Origin of the sequence: Streptomyces sp. NPDC015032 (assembly GCF_043080425.1) — a bacterium.
GTDB lineage: Bacteria > Actinomycetota > Actinomycetes > Streptomycetales > Streptomycetaceae > Streptomyces.
The window spans coordinates 79,272-101,280 of sequence record NZ_JBIBVN010000012.1 but is presented as its reverse complement, the minus strand read 5'-3'; the positions used below and the strand labels follow the sequence as shown (position 1 = coordinate 101,280).

The 22,009-nt window shown below is 71.6% G+C and carries 18 protein-coding genes; 8 read left to right on the top strand and 10 right to left on the bottom strand.

The window, feature by feature from the left end; all coding sequences use genetic code 11:
* Positions 1 to 26: 26 nt before the first annotated feature.
* A complete protein-coding gene (locus tag ACF08M_RS19225; protein WP_392186435.1) occupies positions 27 to 2,588 on the bottom strand; it encodes an ABC transporter permease in 2,562 nt (853 codons plus the stop codon).
* Positions 2,589 to 2,593: 5 nt separating this feature from the next.
* Positions 2,594 to 3,376: an ABC transporter ATP-binding protein gene (locus ACF08M_RS19220; RefSeq protein WP_392186434.1), complete on the bottom strand. Its 783-nt coding sequence runs from the start codon at positions 3,374 to 3,376 to the stop codon at positions 2,594 to 2,596.
* Between the two features lie 219 nt (positions 3,377 to 3,595).
* On the opposite strand from ACF08M_RS19220, the gene ACF08M_RS19215 reads away from it, so the two are divergent.
* Entirely contained in the window at positions 3,596 to 4,792 is a 1,197-nt protein-coding gene (locus ACF08M_RS19215) for a sensor histidine kinase (protein WP_392186433.1), read from the top strand.
* A gap of 23 nt (positions 4,793 to 4,815) precedes the next feature.
* A complete protein-coding gene (locus tag ACF08M_RS19210) occupies positions 4,816 to 5,532 on the top strand; it encodes a response regulator (RefSeq protein WP_392186554.1) in 717 nt (238 codons plus the stop codon).
* Between the two features lie 168 nt (positions 5,533 to 5,700).
* Here ACF08M_RS19210 and ACF08M_RS19205 read toward each other — a convergent pair whose 3' ends face one another.
* Positions 5,701 to 7,536, bottom strand: coding sequence for a phosphoenolpyruvate carboxykinase (GTP) (locus tag ACF08M_RS19205; RefSeq protein WP_392186432.1), 1,836 nt, complete (start codon positions 7,534 to 7,536; stop codon positions 5,701 to 5,703).
* Positions 7,537 to 7,746: 210 nt separating this feature from the next.
* Between ACF08M_RS19205 and ACF08M_RS19200 the strand changes: the two genes are divergently transcribed.
* Together ACF08M_RS19200 and ACF08M_RS19195 are read left to right on the top strand one after the other, a co-directional pair.
* Entirely contained in the window at positions 7,747 to 8,442 is a 696-nt protein-coding gene (locus tag ACF08M_RS19200; protein WP_392186431.1) for a hemolysin III family protein, read from the top strand.
* A gap of 53 nt (positions 8,443 to 8,495) precedes the next feature.
* Positions 8,496 to 9,137, top strand: a complete 642-nt coding sequence (locus ACF08M_RS19195) for a TetR/AcrR family transcriptional regulator (RefSeq protein WP_392186430.1) — start codon at positions 8,496 to 8,498, stop codon at positions 9,135 to 9,137.
* 184 nt (positions 9,138 to 9,321) lie between these two features.
* Here ACF08M_RS19195 and ACF08M_RS19190 read toward each other — a convergent pair whose 3' ends face one another.
* From ACF08M_RS19190 to ACF08M_RS19175, 4 genes are all read right to left on the bottom strand, one after another.
* Positions 9,322 to 11,361, bottom strand: coding sequence for a thioredoxin domain-containing protein (locus tag ACF08M_RS19190; RefSeq protein WP_392186429.1), 2,040 nt, complete (start codon positions 11,359 to 11,361; stop codon positions 9,322 to 9,324).
* Between the two features lie 134 nt (positions 11,362 to 11,495).
* Positions 11,496 to 12,743 carry a mannosyltransferase family protein gene (locus ACF08M_RS19185; RefSeq protein WP_392186428.1) on the bottom strand — a complete coding sequence of 416 codons (1,248 nt, stop codon included), beginning with the start codon at positions 12,741 to 12,743 and terminating at the stop codon, positions 11,496 to 11,498.
* 113 nt (positions 12,744 to 12,856) lie between these two features.
* On the bottom strand, positions 12,857 to 13,222 hold the full coding sequence (locus ACF08M_RS19180; protein ID WP_392186427.1) for a hypothetical protein: 366 nt from the start codon (positions 13,220 to 13,222) through the stop codon (positions 12,857 to 12,859).
* A complete protein-coding gene (locus ACF08M_RS19175) occupies positions 13,215 to 13,712 on the bottom strand; it encodes a SigE family RNA polymerase sigma factor (RefSeq protein ID WP_392186426.1) in 498 nt (165 codons plus the stop codon). Before ACF08M_RS19175 ends, ACF08M_RS19180 begins: the two co-directional genes overlap by 8 nt.
* Before the next feature lie 315 nt (positions 13,713 to 14,027).
* Here ACF08M_RS19175 and ACF08M_RS19170 point away from each other — a divergent pair, with 315 nt between their 5' ends.
* Positions 14,028 to 17,312 (top strand): tetratricopeptide repeat protein, encoded by a 3,285-nt coding sequence (locus tag ACF08M_RS19170; protein ID WP_392186425.1) that lies wholly within the window; start codon positions 14,028 to 14,030, stop codon positions 17,310 to 17,312.
* Between the two features lie 99 nt (positions 17,313 to 17,411).
* On the opposite strand, the gene ACF08M_RS19165 is transcribed toward ACF08M_RS19170, so the two are convergent.
* The gene (locus tag ACF08M_RS19165) at positions 17,412 to 17,645 is read right to left on the bottom strand and encodes a hypothetical protein (protein WP_392186424.1); all 234 of its coding nucleotides are present in this window, start codon (positions 17,643 to 17,645) and stop codon (positions 17,412 to 17,414) included.
* Between the two features lies 1 nt (position 17,646).
* Complete coding sequence (gene mca / locus ACF08M_RS19160) at positions 17,647 to 18,528, bottom strand: mycothiol conjugate amidase Mca (protein ID WP_392186423.1); 882 nt, start codon at positions 18,526 to 18,528, stop codon at positions 17,647 to 17,649.
* A 154-nt stretch (positions 18,529 to 18,682) separates the two neighbouring features.
* Between mca and ACF08M_RS19155 the strand changes: the two genes are divergently transcribed.
* Complete coding sequence (locus tag ACF08M_RS19155; protein WP_392186422.1) at positions 18,683 to 19,099, top strand: DUF4307 domain-containing protein; 417 nt, start codon at positions 18,683 to 18,685, stop codon at positions 19,097 to 19,099.
* A gap of 183 nt (positions 19,100 to 19,282) precedes the next feature.
* The gene (gene greA / locus ACF08M_RS19150) at positions 19,283 to 19,780 is read left to right on the top strand and encodes a transcription elongation factor GreA (RefSeq protein ID WP_392186421.1); all 498 of its coding nucleotides are present in this window, start codon (positions 19,283 to 19,285) and stop codon (positions 19,778 to 19,780) included.
* A 262-nt stretch (positions 19,781 to 20,042) separates the two neighbouring features.
* Here the strand turns inward: greA and ilvA are convergent, their stop codons facing one another.
* Positions 20,043 to 21,272, bottom strand: a complete 1,230-nt coding sequence (gene ilvA, locus ACF08M_RS19145) for a threonine ammonia-lyase (RefSeq protein ID WP_392186420.1) — start codon at positions 21,270 to 21,272, stop codon at positions 20,043 to 20,045.
* Positions 21,273 to 21,428: 156 nt separating this feature from the next.
* On the opposite strand from ilvA, the gene ACF08M_RS19140 reads away from it, so the two are divergent.
* Positions 21,429 to 21,959, top strand: coding sequence for a MarR family winged helix-turn-helix transcriptional regulator (locus tag ACF08M_RS19140; protein ID WP_392186419.1), 531 nt, complete (start codon positions 21,429 to 21,431; stop codon positions 21,957 to 21,959).
* Positions 21,960 to 22,009: the final 50 nt, after the last annotated feature.

The following is a 22,009-nucleotide window of genomic DNA, read 5'->3' as shown; positions in this document are numbered from 1 at the left end:
TCCGGACTTCGCAGGGCGCTCGGCTGTCATTCGGTGTCGCTGGTGATGGCTTTGAGCATCGGGATTCTCGCGGCCTGGCGCCCTGGCCAGAGGGAGGCGAGGACGCCTATTGCGGTGGTGGCGAGGAAGAAGAGGAGCGTCCTGTCCCACGGGATGACGAGGGGGACGCCTTCTTGGCTGAAGACGGCCGCCGCGCCGATCGCGCTGCCGGCGATGAGGCCGAGTGCCGAGCCGAGGAGACAGATGGTCACCGACTCCAGGCGCAGGATGGAGCCGACGCCTCGGCGGTCCAGGCCGAGAGCCCGCAGTACGCCGATCTCCCGGACGCGTTCGAAGACGGCCATGCCCATGGTGTTGACCACCCCGAGGGCGCCGATCAGCACGGTGACGCTGAGCAACGCGTACATGATGTTCAGGAACGGGGCGTTCCGCGCAGCGGCAGCCGCCCTCGCGTCGGCACGGTCCTGGACAAGAAGCGCCGGGTTGTCCAGGGTCCGCTGGATCTCCTTGCGGAGCGCGGCCGTCCGGCCGTGGGCGGCCTTGATCAGGATGGATTCGGTGCGCGGCCGGTCCTCGGTGCCGGAGGTGCGGGGCAGGGCCTTGTCGGAGATGAGGACCGGGGTCAGATCGTCCGGGCCGTCGTAGATCGCGACGATGGGCAGGCTGGTCTTCGTGCCCGCATCGCTGAGGATGCCGGTGACTCGGGAGCCGAGTCGCCAGCCGTGGGCGGCGGCCGTCGTTTCGGTGACCGCGATGCCGTGGTCGAGCCGGTCCAAAGAGCCCTTCCGGGCGGTGACCGGTGTCAGGCGTTGCACCGTGGCGGGGTTGACGGCGGTCGTCGACAGGGAGTCGGTGTCGGACAGATCGAAGTAGGTGCGAATGATCGGCGTGACGGCCTCGGCGTCCGCAAGCCGTGCCACGCGGGCGGCGGTGTCATCGCCGATCTCGGCGAAGTCGACAGCCGTGATGCGCAGGTCCGAGGTCATGGAGCTGTCGGCTTCCTGCTCGTCCATGCGGTTGACCGAGGTGACGGCCACGGTGACGGCGGTGACCATCGCGAGGCCGACCATGAGGGTGGTCGCGGTGGCCGCCGTACGGCGTGGGTTGCGCCGGACGTTCTCCACGGCGAGCTTGCCGCGGATGCCTGCCAGCCGGGTCAACGGGGAGCGCAGCAGCCCGGTGACGCCCAGGGCGAGCAGCGGGGTGAGGACGATCAGTCCGATCAGGAGGACGGGTACGGCGCCGAAGAGGAGGTTCTCGCTGCCGACGGCGGCTGCGACCAGCAGGGCTCCGAACGCGGTGATGGCCAGGCCGACGATGTTGCGGCGGCGCAGCGAGGCAGCGGTGGGCGGCTCGCTGGTACGTAGCGCCGCCACGGGCGCAACGGCCGCCGCTCGACGGGCCGGGAGGTACGCCGACAGTACGGTGACGCCGATGCCGACCGCGAACGCCGCGAGCACAGGTGTGACGGAGAAGATCTGCAAAGCGGCATTCGGGCCTGCGGTGACGCCGAACAGCTTGTTCAACAGCGTCGCGACCCCGATGCCCAGCACGTAGCCGGCGACGGAGGCGACCGTTCCGACGATGGCGGCTTCAGCCAGGACCTGGCGCATCACGTACTTCCTGGTGGCGCCGACCGCACGCAGCAGCGCGTGCTCGCGGGCGCGGGCCGCACTGAGCATGGTGAAGGTGTTGGCGACCAGCAGCGTGGAGACGAACAGGGCGATGCCGGCGAAGCCCAGCAGGATTGTGGTGAGCTTCTGGCCGTCGTCGGCGGAGGTCGCCTCGGATTCCAGGTCCTCCCGGGTCGCGGCGCGCAATCCGGGGGGCAGCAACCTCTGTGCCTGTTCGGCGAGTTGGGTCTGTGGTGTGCCGTCGGCCGCGGTCAGGGTGATCGCCGAGTAGCTGCCCGGGGCGGAGGCGAACTGCCGTTGCGCGGTGCGGGTGTCGAAGGCGGTGAGGGTGCCGCCGGCCGCCGTGCGACTGTCCTGCGCGGTGAAGATGCCGACCAACTGGGCGCTTTTGGCCGTGCCGTTGACGACGATGCGTACCCGGTCGCCCACCTGGTACCCGGCCCGTTCGGCGGCCTGCCGGTCGACGGCGATCTCCCCGGTGGTACGGGGGCCGCGGCCCGCCGTGAGCGGGTAGCGAGGGTCCTTGCCCGTACGGTCGGGGACGTAGTTGACGCCCGCGGCTCGGTACAGGTCGCCGACCAGGGTGCCGTCGGATCCGACGAGGAAGGAGTGGCCCTCGACCGTGCCACGGGCCGCAAAGACGCCGGGCAGCGTGCGCAGCCGCCGCAGGAGCGAATCGTCGAGTTCCCGGGGGCCGCCGGAGGAGGCCGCGGACGACGATTCGGCAGAACGGTCCGGTGCGATCTCCACCGATACATCGGGTTGGGAGTTGGTCTGTGCACGGGCCATGGCCGTGCTGACGGACTCGCTGTAGAACAGCGAGCCGGTCACGAACGCCACGCCCAGCAGCACAGCGAGGGCGGGCATCGCGAAACGGAGGCGGTGGGAGCGAAGGGTGCGGACAGCGGCGCGGAACGTCGACGGCCTTCGGGAGGGGATCGCGTGGTGGGTCATCGCGGTCAGCCGACTCGCTGCGAGACGTCGAAGGTCTTCATCTGCTCCAGCACCCCGGCCGCGGTCGGGTCCAACATCTCATGGACAAGGCGTCCGTCGGCCAGGAAGAGGGCGCGGTCGGCGTAGGCCGCGGCGACCGGATCGTGGGTGACCATCACGATCGTCTGGCCCAACTCCTGTGCGGAAGCCCGCAGGAAGGACAGGATTTCGGCTCCCGCCCGGGAGTCGAGGTTGCCGGTGGGCTCATCGGCGAAGACGATGGCCGGCCGGGTGGCCAGGGCCCTGGCGCAGGCGACCCGCTGCTGCTGGCCGCCGGACAGCTGGGCGGGGCGGTGGTCGAGCCGGGACGCCAGCCCCAGGAGGTTGATCAGGTTCGTCAGCCACGCCTGGTCAGGGGTGTGCCCGGCCAGGTGGCACGGCAGGGTGATGTTCTCCCAGGTGGTGAGGGTGGGCAGCAGGTTGAACGCCTGGAAGACGAAGCCGATGCGCTCGCGCCGTACCTTGGTCAGCTGTGCGTCGTTCAGCGAACCCAAGTCGGTGTCGCCGATGCGCGCCGTACCGGACGTGGGCGTGTCCAGTCCGGCCAGGCAGTGCATGAACGTGGACTTGCCGGAGCCGGAGGGCCCCATGATCGCGGTGAACTCGCCGCGCAGGAAGCGGGCCGACACCCCGGCCAGCGCCATGACGCGGGTCTCGCCCTTGCCGTAGATCTTGGTCAGGTCGCCTGCGGCGGCGATCACCGCGCCGGCCCTCTCGGGGGACGAGAGGGTATCCGTCCTCTGGTTCATCTCATCGCTCCTGCACAACTGCTCGTGGAATAGCGGACTGACCGAATGGGATCGGCCGAATGCGGCGAGGACGCGGCCGGCGGTTACCGGGGAGTCCCTGGGGTCGATCCTTCGGCGTGGTGCGGGTGCCGCGGATCCACCGGAATACCGAAGCGGCCGCCCCCTGCCTCGGCCGAATGGCCGAAGTGGCGTGCACGGCGCTGCCGTAGCGTGGCCTGCATGGTCTCCGCCTTCCGGGCTCGGTCCCTCACCCAGCGAGCCTTCTTGTGCCTCATCGGTGCTGCTCTGGTCGTCCTCGTGGTGCTGGAGGGGCTCAACGCGCCCTACCTGCCGGCCGCTGCGGCCACGGTGGTCTCCGGGGTACTGTGCCTGGCCGCCCTGGTCGCGCCCGAACGCCTGCTCGCACAGCAGATCGCCCTTGCCACGGCCGCCTCGGGCGCTCTGTCCGTGGTGGAGACGCAACTGCCCCACCGTCCCGAAAACACCCCGGGCATGGTGGAGTTGTGCGCGGCCCTGCTGCTGATCACCCGCGCCGTACGGCGCTACCCGGCATCAAAAGCGGTCGCCTACGCGGCGGGACCGGCGATCGCCGCCGCACTGCTTCCCCTGCGGATCGCCGAACGGCAGGACCACCAACTCCTGATCAGCCTGATCGCTGTGGTCGCGGTGCCGTTCATGGTGGTGCTCGGGGTGTGCCTGCGGTTGTACGACACCCTGCGCGCCCGGGAACGCGAAGCCATGCGGCGGGCCCAGCGCGTGGAGCACGCACGGGAGTTGCATGACTTCGTGGCGCACCACGTCACGGCGATCGTCGCCCAGACCAAGGCTGCGCGCTTCACGGCGGCGGCCGGCCACAGCCAGTCCCCGGAGAACCTGGACCGGATGCTCGCCGAGATCGAACGTGCCGGATCTCAGGCGATGGGGGCGATGCGCGCCATGGTCTCCACCCTGCGGGACACCGCCACACCGGCCACCACCCATCCCACGGGCGACCTGAGCATGCTGCGGGACCTCACACAGGAGTTCTCCGTCCTGGGCCCGCCCGCCGACCTGACCCTGGACCCGGGGCTCACCGAACGCCGTCTCCCGCCCGAGACCACCACCACGGTCCACCGCGTGGTGCAGGAGTCACTGACCAATGTCCGCAAGCACGCCACCGGAGCCGACCGGGTCGGGGTGCGGGTCACCGTGCAACCCGGCTCCCGGGGCCGGCTGGAGGTGTCGGTGACCGACGACGGCCGGGGCGGCACCCCGGCCGCCCGTGGGAAGGCGGACGGGAGCGGCTATGGCCTGGTCGGTCTGGCCGAGCGGGTCGAGGCGATCGGCGGGCAACTCACCGCCGGCCCGCAGAGTGGACGCGGCTGGCGCGTCCTGGCCGTTCTCCCCCTGGGCGCCGCATCCACCTCATCCAGCTGATGGACGGCGCACCACCTGCGATCATGTCCGGCATGACGATCCGGGTACTCCTCGCCGACGACCAGGCGATGGTCCGCGCCGCGTTCCGTATGATCCTCGATTCCCAGCCGGACATGCAGGTCGTCGCCGAGGCCGCGGACGGGGCCACGGCAGTCGAACAGGCCCGGCGGCTACGGCCTGATGTCTGCCTCCTGGACATCCGGATGCCCGAGCTGGACGGCCTGGAAGTCACCCGTCTCCTCGCGGGCCCCGACGTCCCGGACCCCTTGAACATCCTCATCGCCACCACCTTCGACCTGGACGAATACGTCTACAGCGCCCTGCGTAACGGCGCCTGCGGCTTCCTCCTCAAGGACGGGGCTCCCGGCCTGCTCACCGAAGCGGTGAGAGCCGCGTCCACGGGGGACTCGCTCATCTCTCCTTCGGTGACCGTCCGTCTCCTCGCGCACATGGCGCCCCATCGCAGCCGGCGGCCGGCCGCCTCCCGGGCTCGCCCGGTCCGTACGGCAAAAGCCGGGCCGGGCGTGCTGGTCGATCCCCTGACCCAGCGTGAACTCGATGTCGTACGCCTCGTCGCGCGAGGCCGTACCAATGAGGAGCTGGCCGCCGAGCTCTACGTCACCCTGTCCACGGTCAAGACCCATCTCGGCAACGTCCAGCGCAAGCTCGCGACCCGCAACCGCGTCGAGATCGCCGCCTGGGCCTGGGAGAACGGAATCTGCACCGGCGACCAGGACTGATGGCGCGGGTTCCATGAAGGGGCGGCAAGGGGCGACCCCCGGAACCGTGAGGGGATTCCGGGGGTCGTACCGCGGCGCGGGCCGGTGACGCCACAGGTCAGGGCGGATGTCGGGAGACCCGGCCGCGGGGTGTACGGGGCGCAGCCACGCGGGATGCGCCCGGGGGCGTCAGCCCAGGCGCTGGACCAGCGCGCGGTACTCGTCCCACAGTTCCTTCGGCGCGTGGTCACCGAAGGTGTTGAGGTGCTCGGGGATCAGTCCGGCCTCCTCGCGCCAGACCTCCTTGTCGACCGTGAGCAGGAAGTCCAGGTCGGACTCGGAGAGGTCCAGGCCCTTGGTGTCCAGGGCGCCCTTGGCGGGCAGCACGCCGATCGGCGTCTCGACGCCCTCGGCCCTGCCCTCCAGGCGCTCGACGATCCACTTCAGGACGCGGCTGTTCTCGCCGAAGCCGGGCCACACGAACTTGCCCGCGTCGTTCTTGCGGAACCAGTTCACGTAGTAGATCTTCGGGAGCTTCGACTGGTCCGGCTTTTCCGCGCCGACCTTGAGCCAGTGGGCCATGTAGTCGCCCATGTTGTAGCCGCAGAACGGCAGCATGGCGAACGGGTCGCGGCGCAGCTCGCCGACCTTGCCCTCGGCGGCGGCGGTCTTCTCGGAGGCCACATTGGCCCCGAGGAAGACCCCGTGCTGCCAGTCGAAGGACTCGGTGACCAGCGGTACGGCCGAGGCGCGGCGGCCGCCGAAGAGGATGGCCGAGATCGGCACGCCCTTCGGGTCCTCCCACTCGGGCGCGATGATCGGGCACTGGCCGGCCGGGACGGTGAAGCGGGCGTTGGGGTGGGCGGCCGGCGTCTCGGACGCGGGCGTCCAGTCGTTGCCCTTCCAGTCGGTGAGGTGGGCCGGAGCGGTCTCCGTCATGCCCTCCCACCAGACGTCGCCGTCGTCGGTGAGCGCGACGTTGGTGAAGACGGAGTTGCCCCACATGGTCTTCATGGCGTTGGCATTGGTGTGCTCGCCGGTGCCGGGCGCGACGCCGAAGAAACCGGCCTCGGGGTTGATCGCGTAGAGGCGGCCGTCCTCGCCGAACCGCATCCAGGCGATGTCGTCGCCGATGGTCTCGACGGTCCAGCCGGGGATCGTGGGCTCCAGCATGGCGAGGTTGGTCTTGCCGCAGGCGCTCGGGAACGCGGCGGCGATGTACTTGGGCTCCTCGGACTCACCCTTCGGCGGCGTGAGCTTGAGGATCAGCATGTGCTCGGCGAGCCAGCCCTCGTCGCGGGCCATGACGGAGGCGATGCGCAGGGCGTAGCACTTCTTGCCGAGCAGGGCGTTGCCGCCGTAGCCGGAGCCGTACGACCAGATCTCGCGGTCCTCGGGGAAGTGCGAGATGTACTTGGTGGAGTTGCACGGCCACGGAACGTCCTCCTGGCCCTCTTCCAGGGGGGCGCCCAGCGTGTGGACGGCCTTGACGAAGAATCCGTCGGTGCCGAGCTCGTCGAGCACGGCCTGTCCCATGCGCGTCATGGTGCGCATCGAGACGGCGACGTACGCGGAGTCGGTGATCTCGACGCCGATCGCGGAGAGCGGGGAGCCGACCGGACCCATACAGAAGGGCACGACGTACATCGTGCGGCCGCGCATGGCGCCGCGGAAGACGCCCTGGTCCCCGGTGAAGATCTCCCGCATCTCGGCGGGGGCCTTCCAGTGGTTCGTCGGACCCGCGTCCTCCGCCTTCTCGGAGCAGATGAACGTACGGTCCTCGACGCGGGCGACATCGCTCGGGTCGGACGCGGCGTAGTAGGAGTTCGGGCGCTTGGTCTCGTCCAGTTTCGTGAACGTGCCCTTGGCCACGAGCTCCCCGCACAGGCGCTCGTACTCGGCCTCGGAGCCGTCGCACCAGACCACCCGGTCCGGCTCGGTGACGGCTGCGATCTCGTTCACCCAGGAGATGAGCTCCTGGTGGTTGGTGGGGGCAGTGAGGGGAGCCGCGATGTCGCGCGCCACGATCGCTCCTTGTTGAGGGTTGCTGTTTGGTTGGCCCCGTGGGGGCTGCGACCCGGATGCTTCGACCCCTTCGAATCTCGTTGGCGCTCATCCGGTGCCGACCGCACTCATTTGATCATCCGACCGTTGCGCCCATATGTCCAGAGGGCCGCACACGTGAGCATTGCCACTCCTGTCCGCTACCTACGGTGGCGTAGGTACGATGCCGGAATGACTGCTGCCGCCGCGCCCGAGCCGCCCGGGCTGGAACCAGCCGAGTTCGACACCGCCCCGCTGAAACCACGCCTGCGCGGCTGGCTGCACGCCGGGATGTTCCCCGCCGTGATCGTCGCGGGGATCGTGCTGATCGCGCTGACGGACTCCGGCCGCGGCCGGATCGCCTGCGCCGTCTACGTCCTGTCCGCATGCCTGCTGTTCGGCGTGAGCGCGCTGTACCACCGCGGCACCTGGGGCCCGCGCGGCGAGGCGGTGCTCCGCCGGCTCGACCACGCCAATATCTTCCTCATCATCGCGGGCACCTACACCCCGCTGACCCTGCTCCTGCTCCCCGAGTCGACCGGGACGCCGCTCCTGTGGGCGGTCTGGGCGGCGGCGGCCGCGGGCATCGCCTTCCGGGTGTTCTGGGTCGGCGCCCCGCGCTGGCTGTACACGCCGTGCTACATAGCGATGGGCTGGGCCGCGGTCTTCTTCCTGCCGGACTTCATGCGGACCGGCGGGATCGCGGTGCTGGTGCTGGTCGTCGTCGGCGGGCTGCTCTACAGCGCCGGCGGTGTCATCTACGGCCTCAAGCGGCCCAATCCGTCACCGCGGTGGTTCGGCTTCCACGAGGTCTTCCACTCGCTGACCCTGGCGGCCTTCGTCGTGCACTACGTCGGCATCTCGCTGGTGGCCTACAACCACGGCTGAACGCCCTCGCGGGAGCGTACGGGCATGGTCCCGGCGCCCGTCGATGCCCGACAATGTCGACCATGACCGCCACCTCCCGTACCCCTTCCGTTTCCGCGCCGGTGGCGCAGCCCCCGCCGGGGCTGCGCGAGCGGAAGAAGCTCAGGACCAGGATCGCGATCCGCCGGGCGACGTACCGGCTGATATCCGAGCAGGGGTACGACGCGACGACGGTCGAGCAGATCGCGGAGGCGGCCGAGGTGTCGCCGAGCACGGTGTTCCGGTACTTCGCGGCCAAGGAGGACATCGTCCTCACCGACACGTACGACCCGGTCCTGGAGGCCCGGCTGCGGAACCGGCCGGCCGACGAACCGCCGCTGGAGTCGCTGCGGCTCATCATGGCCGAAGCGCTGACGATGTTCCTCGCGGGCGAGGAGAACGAGCTGCGGGAGCGCACCCGGCTGATGGTGGAGGTCCCCGCCGTCCGGGCCCGGATGACGGAGACCCTGTCGGAAACGGCGAGGACGCTGGCCCGGGCGCTCGCCGACCGCGGCGGCCGCGAACCGGACGACCTGGAGGTCCGGGTGTTCGTCGCGGCCGTGCTGGCGGCGCTGCGCGAGGCGACGCTGTACTGGGGCGAGCACGGGCAGGAGGGCGACCTGATCGGGATGATCAACCGGGCGCTGGACACGCTCGAAGGCGGCCCGGCGCTGTAACCGGGACTCCGCACCCTCCGGGCCACCGCCCCGCCGCTCCTCCGTCTTCGGTCCCGCGTCTTCGGTCCCGCGCCGGCGGACCGGTTTCAGCAGCAGACCTGTACCAGCGGACCCGTATCGGCGGATCCGCGCCGCTGCTCCCCCGTCGCCGCCTCCGCCGGTCGGCGGTCCCGTCACTTCCCCGTCAGCGGTCCCCGGGCGAGCCCGCTCCGATGCTCCGTGCCAGCTCCCCGGGATCCGTCGTCGGAGCGTCGCACACGAAGTGCCTGCACACGTACGCCGTCGGCGCCCCGCCCACCATCGGCCGGTCCGCCAGCAGCGGGAACTCCGTCCCCGCAGCCTCCCCCGCCGCCACCACCGCGCCGGGTGCCCGCCCCAGCAGCGCCGTACGGTGCAGTTCGCCGCCCACGGGCCCGGCGACCGCGACCTCGCGCGGCCCGTCGAGGAGCGCCTCGGCGACCGCGAGCCCCCAGCCGATGAACCGGGGAACCCGCGGCCCGAGCGCCTTCACCACCCCCAGCGCTCCCTCGGCGGCGGCACGATGCGCCTCCGAGCCGGTGTGCGCGGCGTACGAGAGCAGCGCACCCGCCGCCGCCGTCCAGCCCGCCGGAGTCGCACTGTCGGTGGGGTCCTGCGGACGGCGGATGAGCTGCTCGGCGTCGTCCGCCGTGTCGTACAGCTGCCCGCCCTCGCCGGTGAAGTGCTGGAGCACGATGTCGAGCAGGAAGCCGGCGAACTCCAGCCAGACCCCCTCGCCCGTGACCGCGGCCAGGGCGAGGAAACCCTCCGCGACGTCGCCGTAGTCCTCCAGGACCCCGGCGTGCCCGCCGCTCCGGCCGTCCTTCGAGGTCCGGTCCAGCCGGGCGACGTCGCCCATGTGGACCCGTACCAGCAGATCCGCCGCCTCCGTGGCGCGCTCGACCAGGTCGGGCCGGTCGAAGTACGCCCCCGTCTCGGCGAGCGCGGCGATCGCCAGGCCGTTCCAGGCGGCGACCACCTTGTCGTCCCGCCCGGGACGCGGGCGCAGTTCACGGGCGGCGAGCAGCTTCGCGCGTACGTCGGCGGCCCGGTCCGGGTCCGCCCCGGTGCCGGTCCGCGCGAGCCGGAGGACGGAGGCGCCCTCCTCGAACGTGCCCTCCTCCGTCACGTCGAAGTACTCGGCGGCGAAGGCCGCGTCCTGTTCGCCGAGGACCTCCCGCAGCTGCTCCGGCGTCCACACGTAGTACGCGCCCTCGACGTGCCGGCCGGCTCCGTCCTCGCTGTCGGCGTCGAGCGCGGAGGCGAAACCGCCCTCCGGCGTCCGCAGCTCGCGCACCATGAAGTCCGCGGTCTCCAGAGCGACCCGGCGGGCCTGGGCCGAACCCGTCGTCCGCCACAGATGGGCGTACGCCCGGCAGAGCAGCGCGTTGTCGTAGAGCATCTTCTCGAAGTGCGGGATCAGGGGTCCGTCGGGCCGGCGCAGTACGTACCGGTGGAAGCCTCCGCCCACCTGGTCGTACAGGCTCGACCGCGCCATGGCCGCGCACAGCCCCTCGGCCATGTCCCGGGCCCCTTCGGACTCCGTCCGGGCCCAGTGCCGGAGCAGGAACTCGACGACCATGCCCGGCGGGAACCGGGTGTCGCCGGCGAACCAGCCGGAGGCCGGGTCGTACTCGCGGGTGAGCCCGAGCAGCGCCTGGGCCAGCTCCGCTTCGCCGGGCAGTCCGGCCTTCGTGTAGTCCAGCCGCCGGCCGGCCAGATCCCGCACGATCTTCTCCGCCACCTCGGCCACTTCATCGGGCCGCCCCGCCCAGGCCGCCCGTACGCCCTCCAGCACCTGCCTGAAGGACGGTGACCCATGGCGCGGCTCGGGCGGGAAGTACGTGCCGAAGTAGAACGGCCGGCCGTCCGGGGTCATGAAGACCGACATCGGCCAGCCGCCCTGGCCGGTCGCCGCCTGCAGGGCCTCCATGTAGACGGCGTCGATGTCGGGCCGCTCCTCCCGGTCCACCTTCACGGACACGAAGTGCTCGTTCATGAAGGCCGCCGTCTCCTCGTCCTCGAAGCTCTCGTGGGCGAGCACGTGGCACCAGTGGCAGGAGCTGTACCCCACGCTCAGGAACACCGGCACGTCGCGCCGGCGCGCCTCCTCGAAGGCGGCGGTCTCCCACGGCCACCAGTCGACGGGGTTGTCCGCGTGCTGAATGAGGTACGGAGACGTGGCGTGCGCGAGTCGGTTGGGCATGCCCCAATCCTTGCGCACTCGGCGGGGCCGTGCCCATGCGTCACCGGGCAGCCCGCGAACGGGCCCGCTCCCGGGGCCCGCCGGCGTGCGGGCCGCGGGTCAGCCGGCCCACCGTCCGGAGAGGAAGCCGCGGGTCAGCCGGCCCACCGTCCGGAGAGGAAGGTGACGGCGAAGACGGTCATCAGCGGCGCCGCGACGGCGAGATAGGCGGTCTTGACGTGGCGGCACCGCAGACTCCAGGCGGCGAGTCCGGTCCACAGCGGCCACCACAGGAGGGTCGCGCGGGGGATGGAGGTGTACCAGTAGGACGTGCCCAGGGCCCACAGCGTGAGGGCGATGTACACGGCCTCCGGCCAGCGTCGCCGCCACACCAGCACGACGAGCAGGCCGACGCCGACCAGCATGGCGAGGAGTTCGGCCTGGGACATCAGGGCGTACCCGGTGCTCTGGGAGTGTCCGAAGGCCGCGTGCCAGGTGTTCCGCCAGGCTTCCCAGGGGGCGTGGAAGTCGCGGTACCAGCCGCGTTCCTCCGCGTGCTTCCACGCCATCCAGTCACCGGTGTGCGCGTGCAGGTACCAGCTCTGGAGCAACGGCGGGAGGGCGGGCAGCGCCAGCCAGGGAAGGCGGCGCCAGTGGGCGGCGGTGCGGGCATGGAGCACGAAGTGGACCGCGAGGGCCGCGGCGACGAAGAGTCCGCTGACCCGGACGGTGGTGGCCAGGCAGGTCAGGGCGGCCGCGAGCGGCCAGTTGAGACGCTGGGCGGCCAGCCAGGCCGGCAGGGCCAGGGCGAGGAAGAGCGCTTCGGTGTAGCCGGCGGCCAGGAAGACGGCGCACGGGGAGAGCAGGAAGAAGAGGGCGGCGCGCTGCCCCGCGTTCTCCTGCGGCAGGTGCAGCCGGGCGATCCGGGCCAGGGCCAGCACGGCGACGCCCCCCGCGACGAAGGAGATCAGCGCACCGGCCGCGGGCCAGCTCGGGACGACGGTGTGGACGGCCCGCAGCAGGTAGGGGAAGCCGGGGAAGAAGGCTTCTCTGTTGTCCCAGCCGGATATCCAGGGACCGGCCCCGTTCGGGAAGTAGCCGTCCTGGGCTATGTGCAGGTAGTGCCACCAGTCCCACCGCTGCCACGGCGAGAAGAACGAGATGGGTTGGCGGGTCTGGTGGTCGTCGAGGAACAGCCAGCGGGTGCAGTAGGCGGTGGTCCAGATGCCCAGCCGGGTCAGCAGGTACAGCCACAGCACCTCGCGGTCGGCCGGCTTCAGCCGGTGGAGGAGCCGGCCGAAGGATGCCGTGCTCGTCGGCGGAGTGTCGCCGGACGGACCGGAAGCGGTCCCGGTCCGTCCGGACGGACACTCACTCGGCCGCCGGGGGGTCGAAAGGCTCACAGCAGAATCTCCTGGATCGGACGTGCGCGTGCCGAACGGCCCCGGGCCGCGCCGGCCCGGGTACGGAACGAACGGCCCCGGCCGGCACTGCCCGGGGCACGGGAGGCGGGTGGTCAGGGGGGCGTGCTGGTGCTCCCGGTGGGGCTGGCCGGTGATGTCGAGACGCTCTCGCCGGGAGTGGGGGCGTCCGTCGTCGGCGGGCTGGTACGTGACGGGGAGAGCCTGGGAGAGGGCTGCGGGGTGGTGGGCGTGGTGGCCGGGAGGGTGGTGTCCGGATTTCCGGGCAGGAGCGTGGCCACGGCCGCGCCCGTACCGGAGAGGACCAGGCACGCTCCGACCGCCAGCGCGACGACCCGGCGCCTGCGCACGCGCTCCCCGCGCTCGGTGATGTACGAGGGCGGCGCGGAACGGGCGCGCGACCGGCCGGCGTCCGCGGCCTCCTTGAACAGGGACCGCAGCGGGTCGTTGGGTTCAGACACAGGGTCCCTCCTCGGTACGCGGATCCTGCAGACGGTGCGAGAGCGTGGCCCTGCCCCGGGCCAGATGGGTCTTGACGGTGCTGGCCGCCACACCGGTCTCCGCGGCGATCTGCTCGACCGTCAGATCGCACACGTAGTGCAGGGCCAGCGTGCGGCGCTGCTTGGACGGCAGCTCCCGCAGCGCTTCCACCAGGGCCACCGACTCCGGGCCGGGCGCCTCCGCATGGGGCGGGGCGCCGCTGCGCCGCCAGGCGTCCGCCGTCCGCCGCCGGCCGCGCCACCGGCTCACCGCCAGACGCCATGCGACGGTACGGATCCACGCCTCGGGCTGCCCGTCGAGGTCGAGCTGACGCCGTCGGCTCCAGCCCTTGACGAAAGCTTCCTGCACCACGTCCTGCGCCTCGTGCTGGTCACCGAGCATCACGAACAACTGCCCCGTCAGCCGGGCGACCGTCTGCGCATAGAACTCTTCAAACTCCTCGACGGTCAACAAACAGCTCCTGGATCTCCTCGGTCTCACCGGGCATACGCCCGGCGCCCCGCGTCCGGACTACACCGGGCCCGAGGAAATCGGCGTGACGCTCGTCACATGAGCTGCCCGGACGGGCGCACACCACTGCCGCCACACCGGCATGCCGGGGCAAGTACGGGGAAGTCTCACGTTCCGGGCGGGACGGCACACCCACATCCTCTCTCAGGCGCGGTCCGCCGCCCCGCTCCCTCGCGCCGACGGGCCGCACGCAGGACACTGGGCGGCGCTGCCGGCCGAGGCAGGTGCCATCGTCGTAACCGGAGGGGGACACACATGCGGGACAGCCATCGGACGGAAGCCGAAGGGCTGTTGGTACGAGCAGTCGAGGAAGAGGTGCGGCGCTCGGGCGGGCGGGCCGACGCCGGCACGCTGACAGCACGCGGGCGGGCCGCGCTCGATTCCCTGGCAGCCGGCGCGGCCGACGAGTACGCCGCGTATCTCCAGGCGCTGGACGCGGCGGAGGCCGGGCAGCAACCGCTGTCGCAGCGGTTCAGCCGGGCGGCCCTGGGGACTCCCCTGCTGGTCACCGGGGTTGCTGCGGTCGCCGCCTTCGGCGCTGACGTCGCGTTCGGTACGGCGACGGGGCCGGCCCTCGGCGCGGGCGCCGTCGTCGCGGTCGCGGGGGCCGCGACGACCGTCGCCAGGGCCACCGCGTCGCACTGGCCCGCCGCCCACCGGCGCGCGGGCGCGCTCGGGCAGCCCGGCGGCACCGAACAGCTGCGGCTGCAGTGGCTGGCGGCGCTGGAGGTACGGGGCATCCGCCCGTTCCTCGACCAGCAGCGGATGCTCAGCCCCTCGTCGCGCACACCGGCGAAGAAGGTCCCCGCACAGGTGCGCACCGCCCCGCAGCTGCGGGGCGGTGACCGCAGCGCGGCGGCCCGCATGCGCGCGGTCCTCGACCAGTCGTTCGGCCAGCTGCCCGCCGCCGACGGGCCGTTCGCCGGGCGGCGGGCCGAGCTGGCGCAGATCGCGCAGTGGGTGCGCGAGGCCCGCGCGTCGACGGAGACCAAGCCGACCGTCGTCGTCCTGCACGGCGCGCCCGGCGCGGGACGCACCACGCTCGCGGTGCGGGCGGCCCGCAGCCTGAAGGACCAGTTCCGGGGCGCCTGCGTGGTGGACCTGCGCGGCGACGTGCCCGGCGAGGCGCCGCTGCCGGCCCGGGACGCGCTGCTGCATCTGCTGAACCGGCTGGGCGCGCCCCGCGAACAGCTGCTCTTCCGGGATGGGGGCTCCCCTGGCCGAGCGGAGCCGGGAGACCGGGGAAGGGCCTTTGCCGAGCAGCAGGTGCGGCGGCTGAGCGAGCTGTACCACCAGCATCTGACCGGCACCCCCGTGACGATCGTCCTCGACGACGCGGGCGACGCCGACCAGGTCCGCACCCTGATCCCCGAGCGCTCCGACAGCCTCGTCCTGGTCACCGCCCGCGAGCCCCTGGAACTGCCCGCCGGCATCCCCGCCCGGGTCCACCAGCTGCCGGTCGGCGCGCTGGACGCGGCGGGCGCGGAGGAGCTGCTGCGCGAGGCGGCCGGGGAGACGGAGGAGGGGCCGTACGACGCCCGGTCGACGGACACCGTCGTCGAGCTGTGCGGCGGGCTGCCGCTGGCGCTGCGGATCGCGGGCTCCTCGCTCGGCGCGCGCACCCCCGGCGCGCTCGCCACCGATCTCGCCGCGCACGCCGGCCGGATCGCGCCGGTCGAGCGGGCGCTGTGGCTGCGCTACACCGACCAGTCCGATCAGGCCCGGCGGCTGCTGCGCCGGCTCGCGCTGGCCGGGCGGGCCAGCCTGGGCGCCGCGGCGGCGGCCGCGCTGCTCTTTGCCGACGAGCAGGAGGCCGGGCGGCTGCTGACGGCCCTGGCCGGGGCCGGGCTCCTGGACCACGTACGCGGCTCGCGCTACCGGCTGCACGATCTCGTACGGGGCTTCGCCCTGGACCGGTTGCGGGAGGAGGAGACCGCGGCCGACCGTACCGCGGCCCAGGAGCGGCTGATCAAGAACTACGCGGAGCTGGCCGGTGCGGTGATCCGCATGGTGGACGGCAAGATGTCCACCCGGGCCGGGCAGTTCGGCTCGCACGGGTTCAATTCGCTCGACTCGGCGCTGCGCTGGCTGGACGACGAGTCGAGTTTCATCACCTCGGCGCTCCGGCACGCGGAGGGCGTCGACCAGGGGGCCGTACTGGATCTGCTGGGCGCGCTGTGCGACTACTGCCTGCTGCGCGGCGACCTCTACCGGCTGGGCGAGATCAGCGAGCTCACGCAGGCCGTGGACAAGGGGCTGCTGGAGCGGTCCGTGCAGTGGCGCACCGGCATCGCGGCCCGTCAGCTCGGCGAACTGGACAAGGCCCGCACCACACTGTCGTCGGTGGTCGGGCTCTACCGCGAGGCGCAGAACGACGCGGGTACGGCGCTGGCGCTCTGCTCCCTCGGCATCACCCTGCACCACCAGGGCAATCTGACCGAGGCGGCGGCACGGCTGCGGGAGGCGATCGAGCTCCAGTCCTCCGACGAGCAGGCCGAGGACCGGGCCTGGTCGCTGCACGCCCTGGCCGCCGTCGAACGCGACCGGGCCCGTCTGGCCCAGGCGCTGACCCTCCTGGACTCCGCGCTGGCCCTGCACCGGGAGGGCGAGTCGCTGCACGGCGAGGCCTGGACGCAGTTCCAGCTGGGCCAGACCCTGCTGCGGATGGGCGAGGTGGACCGGGCGAAGGACGCCCTGCGCACGGCCCTGGATCTGTACAGCCGCACCCGTGACGAGCGCGGCGAGGCCTGGGCGCTGACCCAGCTGGCCCGCGCCCGGCTGCTCGACGGCGACCCGGCCACGGCGGCCGAGGAACTCCACCTGGCCCTGGCCCGCCACCGCGACAACGAGGACGCGCGCGGCGAGGCGTGGACGCGGTACTACCTGGGCCAGGCCCTGGAGGAGAACGGCGACACCGACCAGGCGGTGCGGCAGCTGGAGCGGGCCCGCTCGATGTTCTCCCGGATGCGGGACGTGTACGGGCTGGCGTGCGCCCGCCACCACTCGGGCCGGGTCACCCGCGACCAGCGGGCCGCGCAGACCGGGAACCTCCGCAACTCCGGCTTCGCCCGCCAGCTCCTGGTCGACGCCCGGGCCGATTTCCGGCGCATCGGCGTCGCCCACGGCGAGGCGTGGACGTGCCTGGAGCTGGCTCTGGTCGACGCGGGCAACAACCGCGCCCCGCAGGCACTGGAGCTGTGCGGCGAGGCGGCGGAGCTGTTCGATTCCTACGGCGACGCGCGGGGCGCGGACTGGGCCCGCTTCCTGCGCTGCACCCTGCTGCCGTACGCGTCACCGGGCGGCAGCGAGGTGGGCACGGTGGTGGCACAGCAGGAGCTGTCCGACCTGCTCCTGGCCGGTCATCCGACGCGCGACGGCAAGCTGGAGGAGTGCGCGAAGGCGTTCACGGTGGTGCTGAACCGCGGTGTGGACCTGGAGGACGGCTGGCAGGCGTGGCGCCTGGGCATGACGCCGACACGTCATGCCCGGGAGGTCATGGGCGTACCGGTCCGGCCCGCAGCCGGTCCGTCCGGCGGCTGAGGACATGTTCGTCCCCGGCCCCGGCCCGCCCGAGGCCGGGGCCGGGGCCGGGGCCGGGCCGGGGGGGCGGCCGCCGGACGCCCGGGAACCGCCCCGTGTCTACTTCCGCTTCGCAGAACCCGCCCCGACGGGGGCGTCGGCAGCCTCCGCCGGGTCCGGGGCCTCCACGAAGTCGACCTTGCCCATGTGCCGGTTCATGGACTTCATCAGCAGCCACACGCCCACGGCGAGCGCCGCGAAGACGATGAAGCCGAGAACGCCGGGGGTCACCTTGTTCTTGTCGAGCTCTTCGGCAAGCGGAACAAGGTCGGTCAGTGCCTGGGTCGCGTACATATCAGGCATTGTCGCGGATGCCCGCGAAGAGGTCGCTCTCGGGGAGGGAGGTATCGACGAGAGACTTCGCCAGCTCGTACTCCTCGGTCGGCCAGACCTCCTTCTGGATCTCCATCGGAACCCGGAACCAGCCGCCGTCGGGATCGATCTGCGTCGCGTGCGCGATCAGCGCCCGGTCGCGGATCTCGAAGAAGTCCGCGCACGGAATGTGCGTGGTCAGCGTGCGTTCGTCGCGCTCGAACTCCTTCCAGCGCTCCAGCCACTCGCCGTACGGGGACTCCAGGCCACGGGCCAGCAGCGCCTCGTGGAGGGCCACCGTGCGCGGCCGGTTGAAGCCCTGGTTGTAGTAGAGCTTCTGCGGCTGCCAGGCCGGGCCGAACTCCGACTCGGGGTACAGCTCGGTGTCCGCCGCGCCGTCGAAGGCGATCATCGTGATCTTGTGGGTCATGATGTGGTCGGGGTGCGGGTACCCGCCGTTCTCGTCGTACGTCGTGACGACCTGCGGCCGGAACGCACGGATGCTGCGGACGAGGCGGCCGGCGGCCTTCTCCTCGTCCTCCAGCGCGAAGCAGCCCTCGGGCAGCGGCGGCAGCGGGTCGCCCTCGGGCAGCCCCGAGTCGACGAAGCCGAGCCACTCCTGCCCGACGCCCAGGATCTCCCGGGCCTCGTCCATCTCCTTCTTGCGCACCTCGTGGATGTTCTCCTCGATGTACGCGTCGCCCTGGAGCTTCGGGTTGAGGATGGAGCCGCGCTCGCCCCCCGTGCAGGTCACGACCAGCACGTCCACCCCCTCGGACACATACTTGGCCATGGTGGCCGCGCCCTTGCTCGACTCGTCGTCGGGGTGGGCGTGAACGGCCATCAGTCGCAGCTGCTCAGTCAAGACTCGATCCTCATTGATTCTGGACGCCGTGGAGAAGTGCCGTCCCGGTGGGACGTCGGTGTGGGGTGGCGGTCGGGTGGCGGTCGGCAGGCTTCTATAGTGACCGAACCGGGGGGTGGAAAATTCCTCGATCCCCGGTCCGGGAGGAACGATCATGGCCGCGGTGCGCGAAGAGCTTCCGGAGAACCGCTACGGACGCTCCGCCGACCAGCGCGCGGACCGCAAGCTCAAGATCATCGGTTCGGTGCTGGGCGTCGCTCTCCTCGGCATCATCGGCTGGATCGGCTTCGACTACGTCGGCGGCCAGGACATCAGCGCCGAGGTGATCAAGTTCAAGGTCGTCTCGGACGAGCGGGTCGAGGTGCACCTGGAGGTGCGCAAGGACACGGACGCCAAGGGCTACTGCACCCTCCGCTCGCAGCACGAGGACGGCAGCGACGTCGCTCGCAAGGACTTCCGCTTCGACGAGCGCACGGACCGTATCGACCGCGTCCTGTCGTTGCGCACGACATCCAGGGCGACCAGCGTCGAACTGCTGGGCTGCACCGAGGACGGCGGGGCGGCCCATTGACCGCCGCACACCGGCGCTGAACCGGCGTCGCAGGCGCTGACCTGCCCACACACGGTTCCGACGTTTTACCTTCTCCCCCTTTTCCTGGGGAATTGTTAGGCTCGTGGTTTCGCCCACCCGTGAAGGCACATGCTTACGGGTAGGGCGATGCTTTGTATTCCCAGTACCGACGAGGAGCACCCTGTGACCCAGACCAGCGAAAACGTCACCTGGCTCACGCAGGAGGCGTACAACCAGCTCAAGGCCGAGCTGGAGTACCTGTCTGGTCCCGCGCGCACGGAAATCTCCGTAAAGATCGCGGCGGCCCGTGAGGAGGGTGACCTCCGGGAGAATGGCGGGTACCACGCGGCCAAGGAGGAGCAGGGCAAGATGGAGCTGCGCGTGCGCCAGCTCACCCAGCTCCTGGAGCACGCGAAGGTCGGCGAGGCGCCCGCCGACGACGGCGTGGTCGAGCCCGGCATGGTCGTGACGATCGCCTTCGACAACGACCCGGACGACACGCTGACCTTCCTGCTCGCCTCGCGCGAGTACGCGAGCGCGGACATCGAGACGTACTCCCCGCAGTCGCCGCTCGGCACCGGTGTGAACGGCAAGCGCATGGGCGACGACGCCGAGTACGAGCTGCCGAATGGCAGGACGGCCACCGTGAAGATCCTCGCGGCGAAGCCCTACACGGGCTGATCCCGCACCATCGGCGCTAGGGCCTTTCGTTTGGATCAGGCCGGATCAGGGAGCGGGACCTGGTGCGTGCGATCGCAAGGCGGAGGAGGGAGTCAGGGCGGAGCCCTGGCGAGTGACGACAACGCGGAGGGGGGTCCCCCCTGGCCCTTAAGGCCTTGGGGGAGTGCGTGCCAGGCCCCGCGAGCCCGGCATGATCCAAACGAGAGGCCCTAGGTGCCTCCGGTCCGTCGGGCCGGAGGCACCTCGCGTCGGTGCCCGGGAGTCAGCCCATCACGAGATACCCCGCGTCGCGCAGCGCCGTCGAGACCTCCTCGCAGTGCTCCGGGCCCTTCGTCTCCAGCTGCAGCTCCACCTCGACCTCGGTGAGTCCGAGCCGGGGGTCGGTCCGCACATGGCCGATGTCGAGCACATTGGCGTCGACCACCGAGAGCACGGCCAGCAGCGTGGCCAGCGCGCCGGGGCGGTCGGTCAGCCGCAGCCGCAGGCTCAGATACCGGCCGGCCGCCACCATCCCGTGGGTCAGGACGCGCTGCATCAGCAACGGGTCCACATTGCCGCCCGACAGCAGCGCGACCACCGGCCCGCGGAACGACTCCGGATCGCTCAGCAGCGCCGCGACCGGGCTCGCGCCGGCCGGCTCCACCACGAGCTTCGCCCGCTCCAGGCAGAGCAGCAGCGCACTGGACAGCTCGTCCTCGGAGACCGTACGGACCTCGTCGACCAGATCCCGCACCAGGTCGAACGGCACGTCGCCGGGGCGCCCCACCCTGATGCCGTCCGCCATGGTGGTCGGTGAGCCGATCGACACCGGATGTCCGGCGGCCAGCGACGGCGGATAGCAGGCCGCGCCCGCCGCCTGCACGCCGACGATCCGCACATCGGGCCGCAGCGCCTTGACCGCCACCGCGATGCCGGCGGCGAGACCGCCGCCGCCGACCCCCACGACGATGGTGCGCACCTCGGGGCACTGTTCGAGGATCTCCAGGCCCACCGTGCCCTGTCCCGCGATGATGTCCGGGTGGTCGAAGGGGTGGATGAAGACCGCACCGGTCTCCTGGGCGTACTCCTGCGCGGCGGCGAGCGTCTCGTCGACGACATGGCCGTGCAGCCGGACCTGTGCCCCGTACTGGCGGGTGGCGGCCACCTTCGGCAGCGGCGCCCCGACGGGCATGAAGACCGTCGACCGTACGCCGAGCAACGCGGACGCGAGGGCGACGCCCTGCGCATGGTTTCCGGCGCTCGCGGCGACGACCCCGGCCGCCCGTTCCACCGGGGACAGCCCGGCGATCCGTACGTACGCGCCGCGCAGTTTGAACGAACCGGTCCGTTGCAGGTTCTCGCACTTGAGGTGGACCGGAGCGCCCACGAGCTCCGTCAGGTGGCGGCTGCCTTCCATGGCGGTCACCCTGGCCACACCGGAGAGCATCTTCTGCGCCCCGCGGATGTCGTCGAGGATCAGCGGGGGAAAGCGGCCGGACGTGCGGAAGTTCATACCGTAAGTCTTGCAGCTCGGCGCCGCCCCGGACGCCCGGTACGACCCCGTCCCGCCCCGTTGTCCACAGGTTTGTGCAGCGCTGGTACGCGTTGCCCCGTGGCCGCGTACTCTGTCCCCCACCCATCCGACACCGCACGAAGAGAGCCCCCGGCCATGCCCCCTCAGGACATGACGACAGCTGCGTCTCCTTCCGGGGGCGCCACCCCCGAATCCACGGGTTCCGACCACGTCCTCGATGCGCTGCAGCACCAGGTCGCGGTATTCGCCCGCCGTGCCGAGCAGACCCGCCTCGGCGCTATCGGCCAGGTGCGCAATTCCATGGACCGTGCCGCCTATCTGCTGCTCAACCGGCTGGACCGGGAAGGCCCGATGGGCGTCAAGGCGCTGGCCGCGGGCATGGGGATCGACTCCTCGACCGTGACCCGGCAGGTCGCGCCGCTCGTCGACACCGGCCTGGTCAAGCGCACCTCGCACCCGGAGGACGGCCGGGCCGTCGTGCTCCAGCTGTCGCCGCGCGGCCAGGCACGGCTGGACGAGGTCCGCGCCTCCCGGCGCGAACTCATGACGCAGGTGACGGACGAATGGACGGCCGAGGAGCGCGAGACGTTCTGCACGCTGCTCACCCGGTTCAACACCGCGCTGGCCGCCCGGCAGACCACACACCAGACGCCCCCGGCCGGATAGCGGGCGGCACCACCGCCGCCACCGGGCGGCGCACACCTCTTGACCAGGAG

Excerpts from the sequence above, each read along its gene's own strand:
- ACF08M_RS19165 (WP_392186424.1), bottom strand. The coding sequence starts at position 17,645 with ATGTACGCGACCCAGGCACTGACCGACCTTGTTCCGCTTGCCGAAGAG.
- ACF08M_RS19170 (WP_392186425.1), top strand. The coding sequence starts at position 14,028 with ATGCGGGACAGCCATCGGACGGAAGCCGAAGGGCTGTTGGTACGAGCA.
- ACF08M_RS19210 (WP_392186554.1), top strand. The coding sequence starts at position 4,816 with ATGTCCGGCATGACGATCCGGGTACTCCTCGCCGACGACCAGGCGATG.
- ACF08M_RS19215 (WP_392186433.1), top strand. The coding sequence starts at position 3,596 with ATGGTCTCCGCCTTCCGGGCTCGGTCCCTCACCCAGCGAGCCTTCTTG.
- ACF08M_RS19155 (WP_392186422.1), top strand. The coding sequence starts at position 18,683 with ATGGCCGCGGTGCGCGAAGAGCTTCCGGAGAACCGCTACGGACGCTCC.
- ACF08M_RS19225 (WP_392186435.1), bottom strand. The coding sequence starts at position 2,588 with ATGACCCACCACGCGATCCCCTCCCGAAGGCCGTCGACGTTCCGCGCC.
- ACF08M_RS19195 (WP_392186430.1), top strand. The coding sequence starts at position 8,496 with ATGTCGACCATGACCGCCACCTCCCGTACCCCTTCCGTTTCCGCGCCG.
- ACF08M_RS19140 (WP_392186419.1), top strand. The coding sequence starts at position 21,429 with ATGCCCCCTCAGGACATGACGACAGCTGCGTCTCCTTCCGGGGGCGCC.
- ilvA (WP_392186420.1), bottom strand. The coding sequence starts at position 21,272 with ATGAACTTCCGCACGTCCGGCCGCTTTCCCCCGCTGATCCTCGACGAC.
- ACF08M_RS19200 (WP_392186431.1), top strand. The coding sequence starts at position 7,747 with ATGACTGCTGCCGCCGCGCCCGAGCCGCCCGGGCTGGAACCAGCCGAG.
- ACF08M_RS19190 (WP_392186429.1), bottom strand. The coding sequence starts at position 11,361 with ATGCCCAACCGACTCGCGCACGCCACGTCTCCGTACCTCATTCAGCAC.
- ACF08M_RS19220 (WP_392186434.1), bottom strand. The coding sequence starts at position 3,376 with ATGAACCAGAGGACGGATACCCTCTCGTCCCCCGAGAGGGCCGGCGCG.